Consider the following 23,092-nt stretch of genomic DNA (forward strand, 5'->3'; position numbering starts at 1 on the left):
AGACGGACGTGGCGGCCTCGGCAGAGCCGACGGACGTGGCGGCCTCGGCAGAGCCGACGGACGTGGCGGCCTCGGCAGAGCCGACGGACGTGGCGGCCTCGGCAGAGCCGACGGACGTGGCGGGTCTCACGAGCCCGGATGAGCCGGCCGTCGGGGGCGGTCTCAGGCAGCCGGTGTGAGCGGGACGGGGCGGGTTGCCCGTCCTGCCCGGCGCCGGGCCGTCCCGCGGCCTACCCTTGCGCCGTGAACGACGAGATGCCCCGGGATCACCGGCCCGCCAAGTCCATCAGGGTGCTGCTCGCGGAGGACCAGGGGATGATGCGCGGCGCGTTGGCGCTGCTGCTCGGCATGGAGCCGGACATCGAGGTCGTGGCCCAGGTCGCGGCGGGGGACGCCATCGTGGACGCGGCGCTGCTGCACCGCCCGGACGTCGCTCTCCTCGACATCGAACTGCCGGGCAGGAGCGGTCTGGACGCGGCGGCCGACCTGCGCGAGGAGGTCCCCGACTGCCGGGTCCTGATCCTGACCACGTTCGGGCGACCCGGCTACCTTCGCCGGGCGATGGAGGCGGGCGCCGCCGGTTTCCTGGTCAAGGACGGCCCGGTGGAGGAACTGGCCGCCTGCGTACGGCGGGTGCTGGCCGGGGAGACGGTGATCGACCCGGCGCTCGCGGCGGCCGCGCTCAGCGCGGGTCCGAGCCCTCTCACGGTCCGTGAGTGCGACGTGCTGAAGGCGTCGGCGGACGGCGCGACGGTCGCCGACATCGCGGCCCGGGTCCACCTGTCGGAGTCCACGGTCCGCAACTACCTGTCCTCCGCGATCGGCAAGACGGGCACCCGCAACCGCATGGAGGCGATGCGGGAGGCCCGCCAGCAGGGGTGGCTCTGACCTCGGGCCAGCCGTCCACCCGTCCACCCACCGTCGCCGACGTCACCGCGGCCACCGGCACGGCACCCCCACCGGCACACCACCGCCACCAGCCCGGCACCCGCACCCTCCGGCACCGGCCCGCCACCTCCGCCCGTCGCGCGAATCCTCGGGTCGCCAACGCCTCAGGTCGAGGAGACCTTCCTCGGCAGCCACAACAGCATCAGCACCACTCCGCCCAGCAGCAGGCCGGCCCCCGTGCGGAACGCCAGCGCGTAGCCCTCGGTGAGGGACTCGGGGCTGTCGCTGCCGGCGGAGCGCGTCGCCGCGATCGTGGAGAGGACGGCGAGTCCGAGTGAACCGCCCATCGTGCGGGAGGTGTTGACCAGCCCGGACACCAGGCCGGCCTCCCCCGGCGCGGCGCCCGAGGTGGCCAGGGCGGCCAGCGGGGTCGCCGCGAGCCCGGCGCCCAGCATCATCAGGATTCCGGGGAACATGATCGTGGTCAGGTAGCCGCCGTCCGCGGTCATCCTCGACTGCCAGGCGAACCCGACGGCCGCGACCAGCGTCCCGAGCGCCGCCAGCGTGCGCGCGCCGGCCACCGGCAGGAACCTGGGCGCGAGCTTGGAGCCCAGGACCACGGCCAGGGAGCTGGGCACCAGGGCGAGTCCGGCGTCGAGCGGTGAGTAGCCGAGGACGTTCTGGCTGTAGAGCGTCATGAAGTACCACATGCTGAACATCGCGGAGCCGCACAGGAACATCGAGACGTTCGCCGACGCCACCGCCCGCACCCGCAGCACTCCGAGGGGCATCAGCGGAGCCGCCGTACGGGTCTCGACGAGGAGGAAGAGGGCGATCAGCGCCGGTCCGGCGCACAGCGGCACCAGGGTGGCCGCGGCCGTCCAGCCCTCGGCCGCGGTCTGGGAGATGCCGTAGGCGAGGGTGGCCAGTCCCGCCGTGACCAGCAGGGCGCCCGGCAGGTCGAGCCGCCGCCGGTCGCCCGCGCGGCTCTCCGCGAGCCACCTCGCCGAGCCGGCCAGCACCACCGCGCCGACGGGCACGTTGATCAGCAGCACCCACCGCCACGACAGGCCCTCGACCAGCGCCCCGCCGACCAGGCCGCCCGCCGCGCCGCCGCCCGCGCCGACCGCCGTCCAGGTCGCGATGGCCCGGGCGCGGGCCGGGCCCTCCGGTACCGCGGAGGTGAGGATGGTCAGGGTGGAGGGGGCGAGGACCGCCGCGCCGAGTCCCTGCACGGCCCGGGCGAGCAGCAGCTGCCAGCCCTCCTGGGCGAGCCCGCCGCCGAGCGAAGCCAGGAGGCCGAGGCCGACCAGGAACATCCGCTTGCGGCCGTAGAGGTCACCGGCCCGGCCGCCGAGCAGCATGAACCCGGCGAAGGCGATGGCGTAGGCGTTCACCACCCACTGGAGCCCGGACGCGCTCATGTCGAGGCCGGTCCGCATCGAGGGCAGGGCGACGTTCACGACGGAGATGTCGAGCACGACGAGGAACTGTCCGGCGCAGGCGAGCGCCACCACCAGCCAGGTGGGGGGCGCGAGGCGGCGGGGCGTGCGGGTGACGTCGGCGGCTTCGAGCATGGGGGTCATGCTCTCAACCCGCCGACGCTCCTTGCATCGGGATGTGGGCGTAGGACCTCGGGCCGGTCCGGCGGGCGGCTACCGGCGGTAAGCGGCCGCGCAGGTGAGAGCCCTTTCCCCAAGAGAAGATAAAGAAATCGTTAGTATGCCAAAGCATCGGAATAGTTGCCCGGGCGCACGGGTTCAGCTTGCACGTATCCCGCACGGATGCCCACGTTCCCTCGATCTCCTGTGATCCCCGGCCTGGAGGCCCCCACCCATGATGCACACGCCGACCGAACGTCCCACCGGCAGAGCGAGCGGGACCGTCGTCCCGGTGCTCGCCTTCGCGGGCATCGTCGTCGCGGTGATGCAGACCCTGCTCGTCCCGGTGATCAAGGACCTGCCGCAGCTGCTGGACACCGCACCGAGCAACGCCACCTGGGTCCTGACCTCGACCCTGCTCTCCGGTGCGGTGGCCACGCCGATCATGGGGCGCCTCGGCGACCTCTACGGCAAGCGCCGCATGCTGATAGCCAGCCTCTCGGTGATGGTGGTCGGCGCGCTGGTCAGCGCGTTCACCAGCACCCTGCTCCCGATGATCGCCGGCCGTACGCTCCAGGGCTTCGCGATGGGCGCCATCCCGCTCGGCATCGGCCTGATGCGGGACATGCTGCCGCGCGAGAAGCTCGGCTCGGCGATGGCCCTGATGAGCTCCTCCATCGGCGTCGGCGGCGGCCTCGCCCTGCCGCTCGCCGCGCTGATCGCGCAGCACGCCGACTGGCATGCCCTGTTCTACGGCGCCGCCGGCCTCGGCATCCTCTCCATCGTCCTGACCCTCCTGGTCGTCCCGGAGTCCCCGATGCGCGCCGAGGGCACCTTCGACGCCCTCGGGGCGGTCGGCCTGTCCGCCGGCCTCGTGCTCTTCCTGCTGCCGATCACCAAGGGCAGCGACTGGGGCTGGACCTCCGGCACCACGCTCGGCCTGTTCGGCGCCGCCGCGGTCGTCCTCGTCCTGTGGGGCGTGATGGAGCTGCGGATCAAGGCCCCGCTGGTGGACCTGCGCACCACGGCCCGGCCCGCGGTGCTCTTCACCAACCTCGCCTCGATCATGGTCGGCGTCTCCTTCTACGTCGTCTCGCTCGTCCTGCCGCAGCTGCTCCAGCTGCCCACGTCGACCGGCTACGGCCTCGGCCAGTCGATGGTCTCCGCGGGCCTGCTCGTGGCACCGCTCGGCCTGACGATGATGTTCACGGCGCCCGTCTACGCCCGGCTGTCGGCGAAGTACGGCCCCAAGGTCACCCTGATCCTGGGCATGCTGATCATCGCCATCGGCTACGGCGCCGGCCTCGGCCTGATGAGCGCCGCCTGGCAGAGCCTGGTCATCGCGGTGGTCCTCGGCGCGGGCATCGGCCTCGCGTACTCCTCGCTGCCCGCGCTGATCGTCGGCGCGGTCCCGGCCTCGGAGACCGGCGCCGCCAACGGCCTCAACACCCTGATGCGTTCCATCGGCACGTCGGTCTCCAGCGCCGTCATCGGCATGGTGCTGGCCAACACCGCGAACCACGTGAACGGCGTCGCGATCCCGACCATGCACGGCTTCCGGGTCTCCTTCCTGATCGCGACGGGCGCGGTCGCCGTCGGACTGCTGATGGCGCTGCTGCTGCCCCGCACCCGTCCGGCGACCCGGCCTCAGCTGCGCGCCAGCAGCGAGGAGGACGCCGCCCTGGAGCGCGCGTCCGCGCTGACGTCCTCGGGCGAGGCCGAGACCGGGGGGGGCTTCCGCGGCCGGGTCCTGGACGCCGGCGGCTCTCCGGTCGCCCGCGCCAACGTCACCCTGATCGACCGCCGCGGCCGCCAGGCGGGCGCGACGCTCTCCGCGGAGGACGGCAGCTACGCGCTCGCCGTGCCCGCGCAGGGCCCCTACGTCCTGGCCGCAAAGGCCACCGGCCACTCCCCGCTCGCCTCGGCGGCCACCCACGCCGGCGACGACAAGCCGGTCGACGTGGACCTGTCCCTGCCGAGCGAGACCGTCTCCGCCTGACGCGTCCGTCGGGCGACCCGGGCGCACCCGCCCGGTGACCTCGGCGTCCCCGCGACCCGCACCCCCTGTCGCCCCGGCGGCCGGGGGTGCGGCAGCATGGGCGCCGGACACCTGCCCCCCCACGCCCGCACCCGCGCGCGTACGACCGAGAGGACCCGCATGCCCGCGGCACCCGCACCGGAGATCATGGCCGCGTTCGAGGCGGCGAAGGGGTTCATGCCCGCCGGTGAGGGGCTCGCGCTGTACGCGGCGGCCGTCGAGGCCGGCGCGCTCGGGCTGCCGCTGCTGGAGGTCGGCACCTACTGCGGGCGCTCCACCGTCCTGCTCGCCGACGCGGCCCGCGCGGCCGGCGTCACCGCCCTCACCGTCGACCACCATCGCGGCAGCGAGGAGCAGCAGCCCGGCTGGGAGTACCACGACCCGGAGACGGTCGACCCCGCCCTCGGCCTGATGGACACGCTGCCCACCTTCCGCCGCACGCTGCACGCGGCGGGCCTGGAGGAGCACGTGGTCGCTCTGGTCGGGCGCTCGCCGCAGGTGGCGCGGGTGTGGGGCACCCCGCTCGGGCTCGTCTTCGTCGACGGCGGCCACACCGACGAGCACGCCACCGCCGACTACGAGGGCTGGGCACCGCACGTGGCCGACGGCGGCCTCCTCGTCATCCACGACGTCTTCCCGGACCCGGTGGACGAGTTCACCGGTCAGGCCCCCTACCGTGTCTACCTCCGCGCCCTGGACTCCGGCGCGTTCACCGAGGTCTCGGCGACCGACTCGCTGCGCGTGCTGCGGCGAACGGGGGCGGGGATCCGAGGGCGCGGTTAGAGTCGCTGACGTGTCGTACGCAGGCCCGGACTTCGATCCTCCCCAGCCCCGCCGTTCCCGGCTCCGCCCGCTGGCCCTCGCCCTCGCGGTCCTGGTGCCGGGGGCGTTGATCGGGTGGGTGGTGTACGACGCACGGGACGGCTCGGGCACGGACCCCGGCAGCTCCGCCGGGGCGCCCGGCACGTCCGGCACCCCCGGCGCCGACGCCAAGGGCGGTGGCGACGGGCGGCCGAGCGGGTCCGCGACGTCCGCCGCCTCCCCGAAGCCGGCGTCCCCCGCGCCGAAGTCCTCCGCTCCCGGTGGCCCGGGTCCCCTCAGGGGGATGGTCGTCGTCATCGATCCCGGCCACAACACCGACAACTTCCGGCACACGGCCGAGATCAACCGCAAGGTGGACATCGGCACCAACCGGAAGGAGTGCGACACCACCGGCACCTCCACCAACTCCGGTTACAGCGAAGCCCGGTTCACGCTCGACGTGGCGCACCGGATGCGGACCCTGCTGAAACGGCAGGGGGCCACGGTGAAGCTGACACAGGACGGCGACCGCGCGTACGGACCGTGCGTGGACGAGCGGGCCCGCATCGGCAACAAGGCACACGCGGACGCCGTCGTGTCGGTGCACGCCGACGGTGCGGCGGCGGGCGACCGCGGTTTCCACGTGATCCTCCCCGGCTCGCTGGACGCGGGCGGCGCGGACACCCGCTCGATCGTCGCGCCCTCCCGCGACCTCGGCGAGCGCGTCGCCGGCAGCTTCGTCCGCGTCACGGGCAGCGCGCCCTCCAACTACGTCGGCGACGGCACCGGTCTCGTCACGCGGAAGGACCTCGGCGGTCTCAATCTGTCAACGGTTCCGAAGGTGTTCATCGAGTGCGGCAACATGCGCGATAGCAAGGACGCGGCACTGCTGACCAGTGGTGCCTGGCGGCAGAAGGCGGCGCAGGGGATCTCTGAGGGAATCGTGAGTTTCCTGCGCGGGTAGTGGTCCACGCGCTGATCCCGGCTTACGGCGTGATCGTGCGGACGATAGGGTCGTCCGTGCGATAAGGGGCCTACCCCGCGCTTCACATGGGGGCCTCACGGCGACATGGTGACAGCGACGCCTCCAGCTGTGCCGACGACGAGACGACTGACGAAGGACCTGAAGTGAATATCCGCTCCCTCACTCGAGGCGACGGCGTGGTGATCGGAGCAGCGGTATTGCTCCTGATCGCGTCGTTCCTCGACATCTACTCGGCCGACGGGGTCCCGGACGGACTCGACTTCCCCAGCGCTTGGGCGAGCGGTCCGATCCTCCTGAGCGTGGTACTCGCCGGCCTCATCGGTGGCGCGCTCGTCGTCGTCTCCCGCGGCCTGCCGCAGGTGCCGAAGGTGGCCGGCCTCGACCTCGGCCAGTTCGGCGTCGCGTTCACGGTCTTCGCAGCGTGGAGCGCGCTCGGCAACGTCTTCGACCCGGCCAGCGCGACGAACAACTTCGACGGCGCGAGCGACACCCTGGACGCCGGGGTCGGCCTGATCCTCCTGCTGATCGCCACCCTGATCATGGCGGCGGCCGCCGTCGCCACCCCGCTCGTCCCCGCCCTCCAGGCCCCCCTCGTCCCCGCCCCCCGGCCTGCCGCTCCGCAGCCCTACGGCGGTCAGCCGCAGGGTGGTTACGGTTACCCGGGTGCCCCGCAGCCGGGGCCGCAGGGACAGCCCGGGCAGCCGCAGGCGTTCGGCGGACAGCCGCCGGCCGGGCAGCCCTACGGCGGCCAGCCGCAGCAGGCGCAGCCGCCGGCCCCGGAGTTCTCGCCGTTCTGGTTCGCCGTGCCGGTGCAGCGCTCGCTGTTCGCGGAGGACGGCTCGTCGACGCCGATCGCCGAACTCGCCCCCGGTACCTGGTACCTGGCGGTCGAGCAGCGCGGTCAGGCGCTCGTCGCGCAGACGCAGGACGGCCGTCGTGGCGTGCTCCAGGACACCTCGGGCATCCAGCGCGGCTGAGCCCCGCGCCCGTTCCGCGCGGCCTCGTGAACGGCCCCTCTCCCTTCCGGGCGAGGGGCCGTTGTCGTACAGTCGCAGCCCCGCACCCCGTACCTGACCTACCGTCAGACCAGTGGAGGCGTCATGCGGCTCGGGCTCGCACTCGGTTACTGGGGGCGCGGCCCCTCCGCGGACCATGTGCCGCTGGCGCTGGAGGCGGAGCGGCTCGGCTACGACTCCGTGTGGACCGCGGAGTCCTGGGGCTCCGACGCCTTCACACCGTTGACCTGGATCGCCGCGCGGACCTCGCGGATCGGGCTGGGCACGGCGGTCGCGCAGATGGCGGCCCGGTCGCCCACCACGACCGCGATGCACGCGCTGACCCTGGACCACCTGTCCGGCGGCCGGATGCGGCTGGGCCTCGGCCTGTCGGGCCCGCAGGTCGTGGAGGGCTGGTACGGCCGCCCGTTCCCGAGGTCGCCGTTGACCGCGACCCGGGAGTACGTCGACGTCGTACGGCAGGTCCTGCGGCGCGAAGGACCCGTCGAGCTGGACGGCCGCTTCCACGCGCACCCCTACCGCGGCGAGGACGGCACCGGGCTCGGCAAGGCGCTGAAGCCGATCACCCATCCCCTGCGTCCGGACCTGCCGATCCTGCTCGGCGCGGAGGGACCGAAGAACGTCGCCCAGACGGCCCGGATCGCCGACGGCTGGCTGCCGTTGTACTGGTCGCCGAGCCGGCCCGAGGTGTACACGGCGTCCCTGGGCAGCCTGCCGGACGGCTTCCTCGTCGCCCCGATGGCCCGGGTCACCGTCTGCGACGACGTCGCCGAGGGTCTGCTGCCCGTCAAGGCCATGCTCGGCTTCTACATCGGCGGCATGGGGCACGCGGCGCGCAACTTCCACGCCGACCTGATGGCCCGGATGGGGTACGAGGAGGAGGCGCGCCGGGTGCAGCGGCTGTTCCTGGAGGGCCGCCGGGAGGAGGCCGTGCTCGCGGTGCCGGACGCGTTCGCCGACGAGATCTCCCTCGTAGGTCCGCGCGAACGCATCGCGGAGCGGCTGGAGTTGTGGCGCAAGGGGCCGGTCACCGACCTGCTCGCCCTGTCTCCCGACCCGCACACCCTGCGGGTGCTCGCCGAGCTCAACTCCTGAGCGGCCGGCGGCAAAGGACACGGGGCGGTCGTCTCCCCGGGTGAAGGCACTACGTGGGAACGGGTGAGAACGTGTGGACGGGAGGAGGAACACTCCCGGTTTCAAACAGGGATTCGGGGCCATCCGAAAGGCATGTCCCCTTATCGCAGCGGCTCCAACTCCGCAGGCACGGTGATCGCGGTCGTCGCGGACATCATGGCCGTGATCCTCGGACTGTGGATCCTGATGTATCTGCTGGACGCCAACCGGGCCAACGACCTGGTGCAGTTCGTCCACGACGCGGCAGCCTGGCTGGCCGGCTGGTCGCGTGACCTGTTCACCTTCGACGAGGCCTGGGCGCGGGTCGTGGCGGGTTACGGTCTGGCGGCCGTGGTCTACCTGTTCATCGGCCACGCCATCGCCAACCGGATGCACCGCCACTGACCGGGAACGCCGGCCACCCCTCGACGACCGTCGGGGGGCCGGACCGCAGGACCCTCACCGATGGCCGCCGCGTGACGGCCGCCGGCCGCTGCGGCTGAGCGCCTCCCCCCGGGCGCTCAGCCGCAGCAGTCCGGGTCCAGGCCGCGCGGCAGCCGGTCGCCGCCGAACACCGTGCAGGTCGCCTCGTGGCCGCCGAGGGCGGCGACCGCGAGCAGCAGCGAACCCGCCGTCCACGTGGTCAGTTCGAGGGGCCACAGGGCCTCGTCGTCGAAGACGTAGCCCGTCCAGTACAGGCCGCTCTCCGCGTCGCGCAGGTGCTGGATCGCCTGGAGGATCTCCAGGGCCCGGTCGGACTCCCCCACCGCCCACAGGGCCAGCGCCAGTTCGGCCGACTCCCCGCCGGTCACCCACGCGTTGGGAACCACGCAGCGCACGCCGAAACCCGGGACGACGAAGCGGTCCCAGCCCTCCTCGATACGGGACTTGGCCTCCGCGCCCGTCAACGCGCCGCCGAGCACCGGGTAGTACCAGTCCATCGAGTAGCGGTCCTTGTCGAGGAACCGCTCGGGGTGCCTGCGGATCGCGTGCCGCAGCGCACCCGCCGCCAACTCCCAGTCCGGCTGCGGCTCTTCACGCTGTTCCGCGATGGCGAGGGCACAGCGCAGCGCGTGATGCACGGAGGACGAACCGGTCAGCAGGGCGTCCGCGGTGTCCGTGCCGTCGTCCTCCCGCTTCCAGCCGATCTGCCCGCCGGGCTGCTGCAGCCGCAGCACGAACTCGGTCGCCGCGAACACCGCCGGCCACAGCCGGTCCAGGAACGTGTCGTCGCCGGTCGACAGGTAGTGGTGCCAGACGCCGACGGCTATGTACGCGACGAAGTTCGTCTCGCGGCTCCGGTCGGTGACGTCGGCGAAGTCGCCGTCGGCGTAGGCCGCGTACCAGGAGCCGTCCGCGTTCTGGTGCCTCGCCAGCCAGTCGTAGGCCCGCTCGGCGGCCTCGTGCTCGCCCGCCGCGTCCAGCGCCATGGCGGCCTCGGTGTGGTCCCACGGGTCGAGATGGTGGCCCCGGAACCACGGGATGGCGCCGTCCTCCCGCTGCACGGCGAGGATGCCGCGGACGGTCGCGGCGGCCTGCTCGGCGGTGAGGACCCCGGGCAGGACGAGGTGTTCTGTCCGGGGCGTGGTCACTTGGTGGCCGCCTCGGGGGACCCGGCCAGTGCCGGCAGGTGCGGCTTGGTCGCGTACGCCACGAAGCTCTTGCCTATCAGCGGGTTCAGCGCCTGCTCGGCGACCCGGGTCGCCAGAGGCTTCTTCATGATGTCCCAGACCAGCAGCTTGTGGTACGCCCGCACCGGCAGGGCGCGGTCGTTGTCGACACCGAACGCGCACTTCAGCCACCAGTACGGCGAGTGCAGCGCGTGCGCGTGGTGGCTGCCGTAGGGGCGCAGGCCGGACTCCCGCATCTTGGCGAGGAGTTCGTCGGCGCGGTAGATGCGGATGTGGCCGCCCTCGACCTCGTGGTAGGCGTCGGACAGCGCCCAGCAGACCTTCTCGGGGCCGTAGCGCGGGACGGTGACGGCGATGCGGCCGCCGGGCCTGAGCACCCGGACCATCTCCGCGAGCACGCCCTTGTCGTCGGGGATGTGCTCCATCACCTCGGAGATGATGACGACGTCGAAGGACTCGTCGGGGAAGGGCAGCGCGAGCGCGTCGCCCTCCATCGCGGTCGCGGTGGCGCCGGCCGGGGCCTCGCCGGCCTCCTTCATCGCCGCGAACCACTTCGCGACCTCGCGGATCTCCTCGCCGTTCTGGTCAAGGGCCACGACCTGGGCACCCCGTCGATAGCACTCGAACGCGTGCCGGCCGGCACCGCATCCGAGGTCCAGGACACGGTCGCCCGGGGCGAGCGGGAACCGGGAGAAGTCGACGGTCAGCACGTGGCCCTGCTTTCGCGGTTGGAATCGACGTCTGTCACGTGTGCGGCGGCGGCGTCCGCCGCGCCCTGCGCCCGGGTCTGCGGGTGCTCCTGCGCCGGGGTCGCGGGGGCGTCCTGCGCGGGGGCGGCGGAGGCGCCCGCGGCCCCGGCGATCGCCTCCCGGTACCTGGCCACCGTGCCCTCGGCGGCCCGGGCCCAGGTGAACCGCTCCAGCACCCGCCGGCGTCCGGCCGCGCCGAGCCGTGCCCGAAGCTGCGGGTCGGCCAGCAGTCGGCTCAGTGCCGCCGCCAGCGCCCCGGCGTCCCCGGTCGGTACCGCGAGGCAGGTCTCGCCGTCCCGGCCGGCGACCTCCGGGATCGCCCCGCCGGTCGTGGCCACCAGGGGCGTCCCGGTCGCCATGGCCTCGGCGGCGGGCAGCGAGAAGCCCTCGTACAGGGACGGCACGCAGGCGACCTCGGCCGAGCGCACCAGGTCGACGAGTTCGGCGTCCGAGATGCCCTTCACGAACTCGACGGCGCCTTCGAGGCCGTAGCGCTCGATCGCCCGCGCGACCGGCCCCTTCACGGGCCGCTTGCCGACGACGACGAGGTGGGCGTCGGAGTGCTCGGTGCGGACCTTGGCGAGCGCCTCGACGAGGTGGACCAGGCCCTTGAGCGGCACGTCGGCGCTGGACGTCGTCACGATCCGGCCCGGCAGCCGCGCGACCGAGGGATCCGGCGAGAAGAGGTCGGTGTCGGCGCCGATGTGGACGACGTGGACGCGGTCCTGACGTACACCCAGGTGGTCGATGATCTCCTGCCGGGACGTGCCGGAGACGGTGAGCACCGACGGCAGGCGGCGCGCGACGCGCTTCTGCATCCGCGTGAAGGCGTACCAGCGCCGCACGGACAGCCTGCGCCGGCGGCCCGACGCCGCCTCCAGGTCCAGCTTGCGGTCCACGGTGATGGGGTGGTGGATGGTGGTGACCAGCGGCGCGCCGACGTCGCCCAACAGGCCGTAACCCAGCGTCTGGTTGTCGTGCACGACGTCGAAGTCGCCTCGGCGGGCGCGCAGTTCGCGGCGGGCGCGGAGCGAGAAGGTCAGCGGCTCGGGGAAGCCGCCGGTCCACATGGTGGCGACCTCCAGCGCGTCGATCCAGTCGCGGTACTCGCCGCGGCCCGGCGTGCGGAAGGGGTCCGGCTGCCGGTAGAGGTCGAGGCTGGGCAGTTCGGTGAGGCTCAGGCCGTCGTAGCCCTCGTCGAGGACGGGGTAGGGCTGGGAGCCGATCACCTCCACCCGGTGGCCGAGGCGGGCGAGTTCACGCGAGAGATGCCGGACGTAGACGCCCTGGCCGCCGCAGAACGGGTTTCCCTTGTAGGTGAGGAGTGCGATGCGGAGCGGTCGCTCGCCGTCTGCGGCGAGGTCGTCCGGGGACCCCGCCTGACTGGCCTCAGCGGTCACTCTGAGCCCCCTTCTGCCTGCACTGTCCCGCGAGATTACGCCGGGACGCTAATCTAGAACAAGTTTCAGACTTGATCGTTCAGGAGGCTCTGAATCTACCGGCAGGTAGGGGCACCGTGAGCAGTGGATCAGGTGATTCACGCCACGGCGGGGGCCCTGCCATGCTGTGTGATCACCAGCCCTCACCGACCGTCACGGAACGAGATCCATGCCCGCGCAAGCCAAGGTGGCCAAGGTGGAAGCCAGTACCGCGCGAACGGCCTCGGCGTCGCTCACCGAGCGCCAGGAGGCGCGCCGGCGCCGCATCCTGCACGCCAGTGCCCAGTTGGCCAGCCGGGGCGGGTTCGACGCGGTGCAGATGCGTGAGGTGGCGGAGTCCTCGCAGGTCGCGCTCGGCACGCTGTACCGCTACTTCCCGTCCAAGGTGCATCTGCTGGTGGCCACCATGCAGGACCAGTTGCAGCACATGCACGGCACGCTGCGCAAGAAGCCGCCGAGCGGCGACACGGCGGCCGAGCGGGTGGCCGAGACGCTGATGCGGGCCTTCCGCGCGCTCCAGCGCGAGCCGCATCTCGCGGACGCGATGGTCCGCGCCCTGACCTTCGCGGACCGCAGCGTCTCTCCCGAGGTCGACCAGGTCTCCCGCCAGACCACGGTGATCATCCTGGACGCCATGGGCCTGGACGACCCCACCCCCGAGCAGCTCTCCGCGGTCCGCGTCATCGAGCACACCTGGCACTCGGCCCTGATCACCTGGCTCTCGGGGCGCGCCTCGATCGCCCAGGTGAAGATCGACATCGAGACGGTGTGCCGGCTGATCGACCTGACGTCAACCGACGATTGACAGTTGCTACTACCATCGATTTCAGCGCTGCTAGCATGACCGCATGCCGATGATCACAGTGGAGTTCACCGAGGAAGAACTGGCCGAGGCCAAGGCGCACGCCGCCTCGCTGGGCAAGTCCATGCGAGCCCACGCCCACGACATCATCCTCGCGGACGCCCAGCGGGCGGCATTCCTGAAGAACGTCGACACGGCCGTCGCCTTCGCGCTGGACGTCTTCAAGGACATGCCGGAGGGCCAGCGTTGAGTCCGGTCATCCAGGTCGACGCCGGCTGGATCCTCGAGGTCCAGACTCGCGTTTCCCCTGTCAACACCCCCATTTCCGACTGGGGAGCGCTCGACGCCATGGCCAAGCGGCACCTGTTCGAGCAACCTCACGGCCAGCTCTTCTACGAGGAGCCAGCCGCCCGGGCGGCCACGTTCTTCCACACAGCCCTGCTGCTCCACCCGTTCGCCGACTACAACGCCGTCATCGGCTGGGCCTGCGCCGCGCTGTACATGGAGGCATCGGGCGACCCGATCGACCCGAAGGCCGCGGACGTGCACCTACTGGCCGGCGCCATCCGCGCCCAGGAAGCCGACCTGCGAGACGTCGCCCGGACGATCGCCTCCTGGCGCTGAGGCTCACCCGCACCTCCCGCCCGAGGCTCACTCCTCGGGCGGAAACACCGCCTCCCCGCTCCCCAGCAGCGAGATCATGATGGCCTCCACCGGGCAGCTCTCCGCCGCCGCGAGGACCTTCTCGCTGGCGCCGGGCTCCGGCTCGACCGGGTGGGACTGACGGGCGGTGTCCAGGCGGAAGCCGTCCGGGGCGTGGTGGACGCACTGGGCCGAGCCGATGCAGAGGGAGCGGTCGACCTCGACCTGCCAGCGGTCGCCCGCCCCCACGCCCGGCCGCGCTCGCGCGGGAGGTACCCCCATCGCTCAGCCCTCCCAGCCGGCCGGGAGGTGGATCATCTTGTGTTCCAGGAACTCGCCGTACCCCTCGGGCCCGAACTCCCTGCCCAGGCCGGAGTTCTTGTAGCCGCCGAAGGGGCCGAGCATGTCGAGGCTGAAGGTGTTCACGGAGTACGTGCCGGTACGGACCTGGCGGGCGACCTCGATGCCGTGCTCGACGTCGGCCGTCCACACGCTGCCGCTGAGCCCGTAGTCGGAGTCGTTCGCGGTCTGCACGGCCTCGGACTCCTCGCCGTAGGGGAGCAGGCAGATCACCGGGCCGAAGATCTCCTCGCGGGCGATCCGCATGGAGTTGTCCACGTCGCCGAAGAGGGTCGGCTCGACGTACCAGCCGCGGTCCAGGCCCGGCGGCCGGCCGCCGCCGGTCAGGATCTTCGCGCCCTCCTCCTGGCCGATGCGGATGTAGTCGAGGTTGCGCTGCTGCTGGCGCCTGGCCACCAGCGGGCCGACCTGGGTCGCCGGGTCCAGCGGATCGCCGACCACCAGCGCGCCGGCGGCCTGGGCGAAGGCGTCGGCGAACTCGTCGTAGCGGGAGCGGGGCAGCAGGATGCGGGTCTGGGCCACGCACGCCTGCCCGTTGTTCATCCAGGCCGCCGAGACGATGCCGGGGACGGCGGTGGCGAGGTCGGCGTCCGGCAGGACCACCGCGGCCGACTTGCCGCCCAGCTCCAGGGTGACGCGGGTGAGGTTGCGGGAGGCGACCTCCATCACGCGGCGGCCGGCCGCGACCGAGCCCGTGAAGGAGACCTTGTCGACGCCGGGGTGCCCGACCAGGTACTCGCTCACCTCGCGGTCCGCCGGGAGGATGGAGAGCACGCCCTCGGGCAGGCCCGCCTCGCGGGCGATCTCGCCGAGGATGTACGCGTCCAGCGGCGACTCCGGCGACGGCTTGAGCACGACCGTGCAGCCGGTGAGCAGCGCGGGCGCCAGCTTGGCGGCGGCCACGAACTGCGGGACGTTCCACGGCACCACGGCCGCCACCACCCCGACGGGTTCGCGCCGCACGAGGATCCGGCCGAGGACGCCGGCGCGCTGCTCCTCGTAGGTGAAGCCGCGCGCGACCGTGATCGCCGCGTCCCACACCATCATCGCGCCGAGGGCCTGCGCGAGGACGCTCCAGGAGTACGGCGACCCGTTCTCGGAGGAGATCACGCGGGCGATCTCCTCGTGCCGTACGGCGATGGCGTCCTTGATGCGGGTGACGACCCCGATCCGCTCGTCGAGGGTCATCCGGGGCCAGGGCCCCTGGTCGAAGGCGCGGCGGGCGGCGGCGACCGCCCGGTCCACGTCCGCGGTCGAGGCGTGCGGGACCCGTCCGATGACCTCCTCGGTGTGCGGGGAGATCACCTCGATGACGTCCTTGCCCAGGGGGTCGGTCAACTCCCCGCCGATGAACAGCTGTCCGTGTTCCACGAGCTCGGTCATGGCGACTGCCTCCCGGGGCCGTTGCGGCCACTCTCTGACGATCCATCAGATTCTCGGATACGAAGACTGATACCAGTTCCGTTCGCCGGAGTCCACGCACCGGACGCCCGACGGGAAGGTCGGCTCGGGCTCCCATCGAAACTCGTTCTAGTTATAGTTGCCGGAACGCGGCGATTGGGGAGCCCATGACGCAGGTGCACGACCACGGCGGCGGCGTACGGTCCATCGAGGTCCCCATCCCGGACAACCCCCTCGGCCACACCCTCGTCTACGTCGTCGACACCGACCGCGGCCCGGTCCTCGTCGACACCGGCTGGGACGACCCGGCCTCCTGGGACACCCTCGCCGAGGGACTGACCGCCTGCGGCACGGCGCCGGGCGAGATCCACGGTGTCGTCATCACCCACCACCACCCCGACCACCACGGCCTGTCGGGCCGCGTCCGTGAGGCGTCCGGCGCGTGGATCGCGATGCACGCGGCCGACGCGGCCCTCGTGCGGCGGGCCCGCTCCACCGGCCCCGGGCGGTGGTTCGCCTACATGACCGCCAAACTCACCGCCGCCGGCGCCCCCGAGAGCCATGTGGCCCCCCTGCGCGCCGCCCGCCCCAGCACCCTGCCCGGCCTCTCCCCCGCCCTCCCGGACCGGGAGATCGTCCCCGGCGAACTGCTCGACCTCCCGGGCCGCCGCCTGCGCGCCATCTGGACCCCGGGTCACACCCCGGGCCATGTCTGCCTCCACCTGGAGGAGCAGCACCCCGCCCGACTCCCGGGCCACGGACGGCTGTTCTCCGGCGACCACCTGCTCCCCGGCATCACCCCGCACATCGGCCTGTACGAGGACCCCGACGACGCCACCGTCACCGACCCGCTCGGCGACTACCTCGACTCCCTGGAGCGCGTCGGCCGCCTCGCCCCCGCCGAGGTGCTCCCCGCCCACCAGCACGTCTTCACCGACGTCGCCTCCCGGGTCGGCGAGCTGCTCATCCACCACGAGGACCGCCTCACCGGTCTGCTCAGCCTCCTCGCCGAGCCCCTCACCCCCTGGCAGCTCGCCGAGCGCATGGAGTGGAACCGCCCCTGGGAGCAGATCCCCTACGGCTCCCGCACCATCGCCGTCTCGGAGGCGGAGGCCCATCTGCGCCGCCTGGTCAAACTGGGCCGGGCGGAGGCGGTGCCGGAGAGCGGTCCGGTGACGTACGTCGCGGTGTAGCGGCCCGGTCGCGCCCTCGCCCGGCTCCGGGCGGGGTGATCGCTCCATGCCTGGTGGGGAGTTGGGAAGAGGGCGGCGGAGCGCTGCGGGGTGCCGCACAGCCGCCCCTCGGGCGGTTCCTACGGGCCGGTAGAGTAGCCGGGTCGTCATCACGACCGTACGGGGGAAAGCCGGTGCAATTCCGGCGCCGGCCCTCCCCCAGTGCCCTGAGGGCCTGGGAGGTACCCCCATCCGTGAACCGTTCGCCGGAGACGGTGAGCCGGATCGCCCCGTGCGGACGTGACCGGCACACGCGTACCGGCAGCAGGCCGGTGCGCGGCACCGTCCAGGTCTACGGAGCCGAGCCGCCGGGATGTCCCGTGCTGCCCGGCTCCGCTGCACCCGGTGCGCCGAAGGGCGTGCCGGCGTCGAGGCGGCGAACGCGCGAAGGCCCGTCGGCCCCGAGCGGGCGCCGGTCCGGCGCCGGCGCCCCGGGGGCGCACCGGGCATCACAGGAGAGAGGCACCCGCCGATCATGAACGTCCGCCGCAGTGCCGCGGTTCTGGCCGCAACAGCCGTGATCGGCGCGGCCTCGCCCGCCGTCGCCGCCGACCCGTCCCCGTCCGCCTCGCCGTCGTCCCCGGCGCTGCCCCCGGGCCTGTACGGCAGCGCGAACCCGCAGTACGACGGCGTCTGGCGCCAGTCCCTCGCGCTGCTCGCCCAGCACACCGCCGGGGTGAAGCCGGCCGCGGAGGCCGTCACCTGGCTGACCGGGCAGCAGTGCGCGAGCGGGGCGTTCGCCCCCTTCCGCGCCGACACCGCCAAGGCGTGTGACGCCAAGCTGCCGGTCGACTCCAACAACACGGCCGCCGCCGTGCAGGCCCTCGCCGCGCTCGGCGGACACGACGCCGAGACCGCCAGAGCCGTCGCGTGGCTGAAGTCCGTGCAGAACAAGGACGGCGGCTGGGGCTACGCGCCCGGCGGCGCCAGCGACACCAACTCGACGTCCGTCGTCGTCGGCGCGCTGACCGCCGTCGGCGAGAAGCCCGCGCAGGTCGAGAAGGGCGGCAACTCGGCGTATGACGCCCTGCTGGCGTTCGCCCTGCCGTGCAAGGGGGCGGGGGCGGGTGCCTTCGCGTTCCAGCCCGGCAAGGCGGGCGAGCTCGCCGCCAACGCGGACGCCACGGCGGCGGGCGTGGTCGGTGCCCTGGGCCTCGGCATGGTCGTCGAGGCCGGCCGGAAGACGGACGGCGACTGCGCGGGCTCCGGGAACCCGACCCCGCGGCAGGCCGCCGCCAACGGCGCCTCCTACCTGGCCGGCGCGGTCGCGAAGACCGGCCACCTGACGTCCGCCATGCCCGGCTCCACCGACCAGCCCGACTACGGCAACACCGCCGACGCCGTCGTCGCGCTCGCCGCCCAGGGCGGCGCGGGGCAGGCGGCGAAGCCGCTGCGGTGGCTGGAGCGCAACTCCGCCGCCTGGGCCCGGCAGAGCGGTCCGGCCGCCTACGCCCAGCTCGTCTTCGCGGCCCACGCGACGGGCACCGACCCGCGTGACTTCGGCGGCACCGACCTCGTCGCACGGCTGAACGCCACCGGCCCGGCCCCGCGGTCGGCGGACGGGCAGACCGGCCGGAGCGGCGCCGACAGCGACAAGGCCGACAAGGCCGACAAGAAGGAGCAGAAGGGCTCCTCCCCGAGCGTCTGGTGGATCATCGGCGTCGGTCTCGTCGCCGGTATCGGCATCGGTTTCCTGATCAGCGGCCGCAACCGGCGGCGGAAGCCGTGACCCGCCGCCGCGCCGCCGTACTGCTCCTCGCCGTCCTCCTGCTGGGCAACGCGGCCCAGGCGCGGGCCGCCGGCTACCGCTACTGGTCCTTCTGGGACCGCACCGGCGGCCACTGGACCTACGCCACGCAGGGCCCGTCGACCACCCGTCCCGCCGACGGTGACGTCCAGGGCTTCCGCTTCTCCGTCAGCGAGGACTCCGGCGACTCGGTACAGCCGCGCGGCAGGGCCGACTTCGCGTCGGTCTGCGCGGGCACGCCCGCGGCGGACGGCCGCAAGCGGGTGGCTCTGGTCGTCGACTTCGGTACGCCGGCGGACGCCCCGTCCGGGGAGACCCCGCCCCGGGCGCGGACGGCCTGCGCGCGGGTGGCGCCGGACGCCACGACCGCCGAGGCCCTGGCCTCGGTGGCGAAACCGCTGCGCTACGACACCAACGCCCTGCTGTGCGCGATCTCCGGCTACCCGAGGACGGGCTGCGGCGAGCAGGTGAGCGCGGACGGCAAAAGCGACAGCGGGACCGGGAGCGGCGGGCGCGATTCCGCCGCGCACGACGACGGCCCCTCGCTGGGACTGCTCGCCGGCGGCGCGGTGGTGGCGGTGCTCGGCGGCGCGGCCGCATGGCAGGCGAGGCGGCGCCGGAATGCGCCGTAGGCGGAGGCGGCGCGAGCCCGGATCGCCCGGCGTCGAACTGCCGCGCCAGGGACGGGCCGGACAGGCGGGAGAGGCGGGACGACCCGGCCGGGTCGAGCGCGCGGGCCGCGTCGGGCCGGCCCCGCGAGCCGGCCGGTCCGGGGTGCGCGTGCACCCCGGTGCCTGGTGGCTGTGGGCGCTGTCCCTCGGCACCGCGGCCACCCGCACCACCAACCCCCTCGTTCTCGCCCTGCTCGTCGCCACCTCCGCCTACGTCGTGGCCACCCACCGCCCCGACACCCCCGCCGCCCGCTCCTACGGCGCGTTCGTCAAGCTCGCCCTGGCCGTGCTCGCGGTCCGGCTCGGCTTCGCGGTGGTCCTCGGCTCCCCGATCCCCGGCACGCACGTGCTCCTCACGCTTCCCGAAGTCCCGCTCCCCCACTGGGCGCAGGGCATCCGCCTGGGCGGCCGGGTCACCGCGGAGGGCCTGGTCTTCGCGCTCTACGACGGCCTGAGACTGGCCACGCTCCTCGTCTGCGTCGGCGCCGCCAACGCCCTCGCCGACCCGGCGCGGCTCCTCAAGTCGCTGCCGGGCGCCCTGTACGAGACCGGTGTGGCGGTGGTCGTGGCCCTCACCTTCGCCCCGCACCTCGTCGCCGACGTGCGGCGCCTGCGTGCCGCCCGCCGTCTGCGCGGACGCCCGGACCGGGGGGTGCGGGGCCTGCTGCACGTGGGACTCCCGGTCCTGGAGGGCGCGTTGGAGCGTTCGGTGGCCCTCGCCGCCGCGATGGACGCCCGCGGCTACGGCCGCACCGCCGACGTGCCGCCCGCGGTCCGCCGTACGACCGCCGCCCTCACCCTGGGCGGTCTGCTCGGCGTCTGCGCCGGAACGTACGGCGTGCTGACCGCGGCCGGCGGAACCTACGGCCTGCCCCTCGTCCTGGCCGGCCTGGTCTGTGCCCTCGCCGGTCTGCGTCTCGGCGGCCGCCGCTCCCCGCGCACCCGCTACCGCCCCGACCGGTGGGACGCGCGGGCCTGGCTGGTCACCGGGTCCGGTATCGCGGTCGCCGCGCTGCTGGCCCTGGCCGCCGCCCGCGACCCGGCGGCCCTGCAGCCCGGTGTGGTGCCGCTCGTCGCCCCCGCCCTGCCCCTGTGGCCGGCGGCGGCGGTGCTCGTCGGGCTGCTCCCCGCCTTCGCCGTACCGGCCCCCGGCCGGGCCGCACCGCCCGTCCCCGCGGCGCCCGCCAGGCCCACCGCCTCCCTCCTGGCCGGCAGCCCCTCACCCAAGGAGCCGTCGTGATCCGCTTCGAGAACGTCTCCGTGACGTACGACGGCGTGCCCGAACCGACCGTCCGGGGCGTCGACTTCGAGGTCCCGGAAGGTGAACTCGTCCTGCTCGTCGGCCCGTCCGGGGTCGGCAAGTCGACGGTGCTGGGAGCGGTCAGCGGTCTCGTCCCGCACTTCACCGGCGGCACCCTGCGCGGCCGTGTCACGGTGGCCGGCCGCGACACCCGCACCCACAAGCCGCGGGAACTCGCCGACGTCGTCGGCACGGTGGGCCAGGACCCGCTGTCGCACTTCGTCACGGACACCGTCGAGGACGAACTCGCCTACGGCATGGAGTCGTTGGGCCTCGCGCCGGACGTGATGCGCCGCCGCGTCGAGGAGACCCTCGACCTCCTGGGCCTGGCCGGTCTGCGCGACCGCCCGATCTCCACGCTCTCCGGCGGCCAGCAGCAACGCGTGGCGATCGGGTCCGTCCTCACCCCGCACCCCCGTGTCCTGGTCCTGGACGAGCCGACGTCCGCCCTGGACCCGGCCGCGGCGGAGGAGGTCCTCGCGGTCCTCCAGCGTCTCGTGCACGACCTCGGCACCACGGTCCTCATGGCCGAACACCGCCTGGAACGCGTCGTCCAGTACGCCGACCAGGTCGTCCTCCTGCCGTCCCCGGGCGCGGCACCGGTGCTCGGCGCTCCGGCCGCCGTCATGGCCGTCTCCCCGGTGTGCCCGCCGGTGGTGGAGCTGGGCCGGCTGGCGCGGTGGTCGCCCCTGCCGCTGACGGTCCGCGACGCCCGGCGCCGGGCACCGGCCCTCCGCGAACGGCTGGCGGCGGCCCCCGCACCCGACGCCCACGGCCCCGCGACCCCGGCCGTGCCCCTCGCCCGCCGCCCCGCCCCCGCCCGCCGGTGGCCGCGCCGCCGCTCCCTGGCCGACGCCCCCTCCCCCGCGCACGCGGCCGACGTCCGTTCCCTCGCCGTCCGGCGCGGCCGCGTCCAGGCGCTGCGGCACGTGGACCTGACCGTGACGCCCGGTGAGACGATCGCGCTGATGGGCCGCAACGGCGCCGGCAAGTCCACGCTGCTGTCCGCGCTGGTCGGGCTCGTGGAACCCGCCGCCGGTTCGGTACGGGTTACCGGCGCCGTACCGCATCGCACGGCGCCCCCCGACCTCGTCCGCCGCGTGGGACTCGTACCGCAGGAACCGCGCGACCTGCTGTACGCCGACACGGTGGCCGCCGAGTGCGCCCAGGCCGACCGGGACGCGGGCGCGGCCGCCGGCACCTGCCGGGCCCTGGTGTCCGGTCTGCTCCCCGGCATCGCCGACGGCACGCATCCGCGCGACCTCTCCGAGGGGCAGCGGCTCACCCTCGCGCTGGCCGTCGTGCTGACCGCCCGGCCGCCGCTCCTCCTGCTCGACGAGCCGACGCGGGGTCTGGACTACGCGGCGAAGGGCCGGCTCGTCGGCATCCTGCGCGGTCTCGCCGCCGAGGGGCACGCCATCGTGCTGGCCACGCACGACGTGGAACTGGCCGCCGAACTCGCCCACCGGGTGGTCCTCCTCGCCGACGGCGAGGTGATCGCCGACGGGCCGACCGCCGACGTGGTGGTGGCCTCCCCTTCCTTCGCACCGCAGGTCACCAAGATCCTGGCCCCGCAGAAGTGGCTCACCGTCGCGCAGGTGAGGAAGGCGCTGGCATGACCGCCCGCACTCCGCAGGCCCGCGCCGTCCGTCTCGGCGCGCGTTCACTGGCCGCCCTCGCCCTGGTCAGCGCCGTCGGCCTGGCCGCCCTGACCTGGCCGTTCCTCGCCCCGCCCGCCTCCCAGGTCAGCGCCCACGCGCAGGACGCCCCCTGGCTGTTCGCCGGGCTGCTGATCCTGCTGGTGGCGGTGGTCGCCGCGACGATCTCCGAGTCGGGCCTCGGTCCCAAGGCGGTCGCGATGCTCGGCGTGCTGGCCGCCACCGGCGCGGCACTGCGCCCGATCGGCGCCGGGACCGCCGGCATCGAGCCGATGTTCTTCCTGATGGTGCTGAGCGGGCGGGTGCTCGGCCCGGGGTTCGGCTACGTGCTCGGCTCGGTCACGATGTTCGCGTCCGCGCTGCTCACGGGCGGGGTGGGCCCCTGGATGCCGTTCCAGATGCTCGCGATGGGCTGGTTCACGATGGGCGCGGGCCTGCTCCCGGGCCCCGACCGGCTGCGCGGCCGGGCCGAGCTGCTGCTCCTCGCCGCGTACGGCTTCCTGGCCGCCTTCGCCTACGGGACGGTGATGAACCTGGCGGGCTGGCCCTTCATGGGCGAGAACGCCTCGAACATCGCCTTCCACCCGGACGCGGCGGTCCCCGCCAACCTGGCCCGTTTCCTCGCGTACTGCCTGGCCACCTCACTCGGCTGGGACCTGGGGCGGGCGCTGGTCACCGTGCTTTTGACGCTCGTCGCCGGCCCGGCGGTACTGAGGGCGCTGCGGCGGGCCACGCGCCGGGCGGCGTTCGAGACGCCGGTCACCTTCGACGGCACCCCTGGGTGAGACGGCGTACGCCGACCGTCACCAGGAAGCGGTCCAACGGTGAACCACCCCACATGACGCAGGTCACCTACGATGCCGCGTCGTAGCCGAATCGGATTGACATGATCCTGCCATTACCCGCGCCGACCTGCGCTTTGAGAGCCACGTCACACAGCCCCCCCACCCGCCGGGTACGACCACAACTAGCAAAAGGGGTGTTTGCGGGCACTTCGCCAACCTGTTTCTCTGGAGCA

General features: G+C 73.6%; 22 protein-coding genes. 16 read left to right on the plus strand and 6 right to left on the minus strand.

From position 1 onward, the window contains the following. The first annotated feature begins 255 nt into the window (after positions 1–255). Positions 256–888 carry a response regulator transcription factor gene (locus tag ABZT03_RS31340; protein WP_356045725.1) on the plus strand — a complete coding sequence of 211 codons (633 nt, stop codon included), beginning with the start codon at positions 256–258 and terminating at the stop codon, positions 886–888. A 164-nt stretch (positions 889–1,052) separates the two neighbouring features. On the opposite strand, the gene ABZT03_RS31345 is transcribed toward ABZT03_RS31340, so the two are convergent. Next, complete coding sequence (locus ABZT03_RS31345; protein WP_356045663.1) at positions 1,053–2,474, minus strand: MFS transporter; 1,422 nt, start codon at positions 2,472–2,474, stop codon at positions 1,053–1,055. 250 nt (positions 2,475–2,724) lie between these two features. On the opposite strand from ABZT03_RS31345, the gene ABZT03_RS31350 reads away from it, so the two are divergent. The 6 genes from ABZT03_RS31350 to ABZT03_RS31375 all read left to right on the plus strand — a co-directional run bounded on the left by ABZT03_RS31350 (position 2,725) and on the right by ABZT03_RS31375 (position 8,847). Beyond that, on the plus strand, positions 2,725–4,488 hold the full coding sequence (locus ABZT03_RS31350; protein WP_356045665.1) for an MFS transporter: 1,764 nt from the start codon (positions 2,725–2,727) through the stop codon (positions 4,486–4,488). A 159-nt stretch (positions 4,489–4,647) separates the two neighbouring features. Continuing rightward, positions 4,648–5,310 carry a class I SAM-dependent methyltransferase gene (locus ABZT03_RS31355; protein ID WP_356045667.1) on the plus strand — a complete coding sequence of 221 codons (663 nt, stop codon included), beginning with the start codon at positions 4,648–4,650 and terminating at the stop codon, positions 5,308–5,310. 10 nt (positions 5,311–5,320) lie between these two features. After that, positions 5,321–6,292, plus strand: a complete 972-nt coding sequence (locus ABZT03_RS31360; protein WP_356045669.1) for an N-acetylmuramoyl-L-alanine amidase — start codon at positions 5,321–5,323, stop codon at positions 6,290–6,292. 164 nt (positions 6,293–6,456) lie between these two features. Beyond that, positions 6,457–7,290 carry a hypothetical protein gene (locus tag ABZT03_RS31365; protein ID WP_356045671.1) on the plus strand — a complete coding sequence of 278 codons (834 nt, stop codon included), beginning with the start codon at positions 6,457–6,459 and terminating at the stop codon, positions 7,288–7,290. Between the two features lie 123 nt (positions 7,291–7,413). Next, positions 7,414–8,424, plus strand: coding sequence for an LLM class F420-dependent oxidoreductase (locus tag ABZT03_RS31370; protein WP_356045673.1), 1,011 nt, complete (start codon positions 7,414–7,416; stop codon positions 8,422–8,424). 132 nt (positions 8,425–8,556) lie between these two features. Then, positions 8,557–8,847, plus strand: coding sequence for a hypothetical protein (locus tag ABZT03_RS31375; protein WP_356045675.1), 291 nt, complete (start codon positions 8,557–8,559; stop codon positions 8,845–8,847). 116 nt (positions 8,848–8,963) lie between these two features. On the opposite strand, the gene ABZT03_RS31380 is transcribed toward ABZT03_RS31375, so the two are convergent. From ABZT03_RS31380 to ABZT03_RS31390, 3 genes are read right to left on the minus strand one after another with little or no spacing between them, the layout of a single operon-like run. Next, on the minus strand, positions 8,964–10,034 hold the full coding sequence (locus tag ABZT03_RS31380; RefSeq protein ID WP_356045677.1) for a prenyltransferase: 1,071 nt from the start codon (positions 10,032–10,034) through the stop codon (positions 8,964–8,966). After that, positions 10,031–10,783: a methyltransferase domain-containing protein gene (locus ABZT03_RS31385; RefSeq protein WP_356045679.1), complete on the minus strand. Its 753-nt coding sequence runs from the start codon at positions 10,781–10,783 to the stop codon at positions 10,031–10,033. Before ABZT03_RS31385 ends, ABZT03_RS31380 begins: the two co-directional genes overlap by 4 nt. After that, on the minus strand, positions 10,777–12,222 hold the full coding sequence (locus ABZT03_RS31390) for a glycosyltransferase family 4 protein (RefSeq protein WP_356045681.1): 1,446 nt from the start codon (positions 12,220–12,222) through the stop codon (positions 10,777–10,779). The genes ABZT03_RS31385 and ABZT03_RS31390 overlap by 7 nt, the downstream gene beginning before the upstream one ends. Positions 12,223–12,430: 208 nt before the next feature. On the opposite strand from ABZT03_RS31390, the gene ABZT03_RS31395 reads away from it, so the two are divergent. The 3 genes from ABZT03_RS31395 to ABZT03_RS31405 are packed head-to-tail and all read left to right on the plus strand — an operon-like array spanning position 12,431 to position 13,687. Further along, the gene (locus ABZT03_RS31395; RefSeq protein WP_356045683.1) at positions 12,431–13,066 is read left to right on the plus strand and encodes a TetR family transcriptional regulator; all 636 of its coding nucleotides are present in this window, start codon (positions 12,431–12,433) and stop codon (positions 13,064–13,066) included. 43 nt (positions 13,067–13,109) lie between these two features. Further along, entirely contained in the window at positions 13,110–13,313 is a 204-nt protein-coding gene (locus ABZT03_RS31400) for a hypothetical protein (RefSeq protein ID WP_356045685.1), read from the plus strand. Next, positions 13,310–13,687, plus strand: a complete 378-nt coding sequence (locus ABZT03_RS31405) for a hypothetical protein (RefSeq protein WP_356045686.1) — start codon at positions 13,310–13,312, stop codon at positions 13,685–13,687. Before ABZT03_RS31400 ends, ABZT03_RS31405 begins: the two co-directional genes overlap by 4 nt. 27 nt (positions 13,688–13,714) lie before the next feature. Here ABZT03_RS31405 and ABZT03_RS31410 read toward each other — a convergent pair whose 3' ends face one another. Then, complete coding sequence (locus ABZT03_RS31410) at positions 13,715–13,987, minus strand: ferredoxin (protein ID WP_356045688.1); 273 nt, start codon at positions 13,985–13,987, stop codon at positions 13,715–13,717. A 3-nt stretch (positions 13,988–13,990) separates the two neighbouring features. Next, the gene (locus ABZT03_RS31415; RefSeq protein WP_356045690.1) at positions 13,991–15,448 is read right to left on the minus strand and encodes an aldehyde dehydrogenase; all 1,458 of its coding nucleotides are present in this window, start codon (positions 15,446–15,448) and stop codon (positions 13,991–13,993) included. A 185-nt stretch (positions 15,449–15,633) separates the two neighbouring features. On the opposite strand from ABZT03_RS31415, the gene ABZT03_RS31420 reads away from it, so the two are divergent. The 6 genes from ABZT03_RS31420 to ABZT03_RS31445 all read left to right on the plus strand — a co-directional run bounded on the left by ABZT03_RS31420 (position 15,634) and on the right by ABZT03_RS31445 (position 22,859). Further along, a complete protein-coding gene (locus ABZT03_RS31420) occupies positions 15,634–16,659 on the plus strand; it encodes an MBL fold metallo-hydrolase (RefSeq protein WP_356045692.1) in 1,026 nt (341 codons plus the stop codon). A gap of 514 nt (positions 16,660–17,173) precedes the next feature. After that, positions 17,174–18,427, plus strand: coding sequence for a prenyltransferase/squalene oxidase repeat-containing protein (locus ABZT03_RS31425; RefSeq protein ID WP_356045694.1), 1,254 nt, complete (start codon positions 17,174–17,176; stop codon positions 18,425–18,427). Beyond that, positions 18,424–19,077 (plus strand): SCO2322 family protein, encoded by a 654-nt coding sequence (locus tag ABZT03_RS31430; RefSeq protein ID WP_356045696.1) that lies wholly within the window; start codon positions 18,424–18,426, stop codon positions 19,075–19,077. The genes ABZT03_RS31425 and ABZT03_RS31430 overlap by 4 nt, the downstream gene beginning before the upstream one ends. Beyond that, positions 19,067–20,356: an energy-coupling factor transporter transmembrane component T gene (locus ABZT03_RS31435; protein WP_356045698.1), complete on the plus strand. Its 1,290-nt coding sequence runs from the start codon at positions 19,067–19,069 to the stop codon at positions 20,354–20,356. Before ABZT03_RS31430 ends, ABZT03_RS31435 begins: the two co-directional genes overlap by 11 nt. Continuing rightward, a complete protein-coding gene (locus ABZT03_RS31440; protein ID WP_356045700.1) occupies positions 20,353–22,035 on the plus strand; it encodes an ATP-binding cassette domain-containing protein in 1,683 nt (560 codons plus the stop codon). The genes ABZT03_RS31435 and ABZT03_RS31440 overlap by 4 nt, the downstream gene beginning before the upstream one ends. Then, the gene (locus ABZT03_RS31445) at positions 22,032–22,859 is read left to right on the plus strand and encodes an ECF transporter S component (protein ID WP_356045702.1); all 828 of its coding nucleotides are present in this window, start codon (positions 22,032–22,034) and stop codon (positions 22,857–22,859) included. The genes ABZT03_RS31440 and ABZT03_RS31445 overlap by 4 nt, the downstream gene beginning before the upstream one ends. The last annotated feature ends 233 nt before the right edge of the window (positions 22,860–23,092 follow it).

Source organism: Streptomyces sp. NPDC005574, assembly GCF_040605435.1.
In the GTDB taxonomy this organism is placed as follows: Bacteria; Actinomycetota; Actinomycetes; order Streptomycetales; family Streptomycetaceae; genus Streptomyces.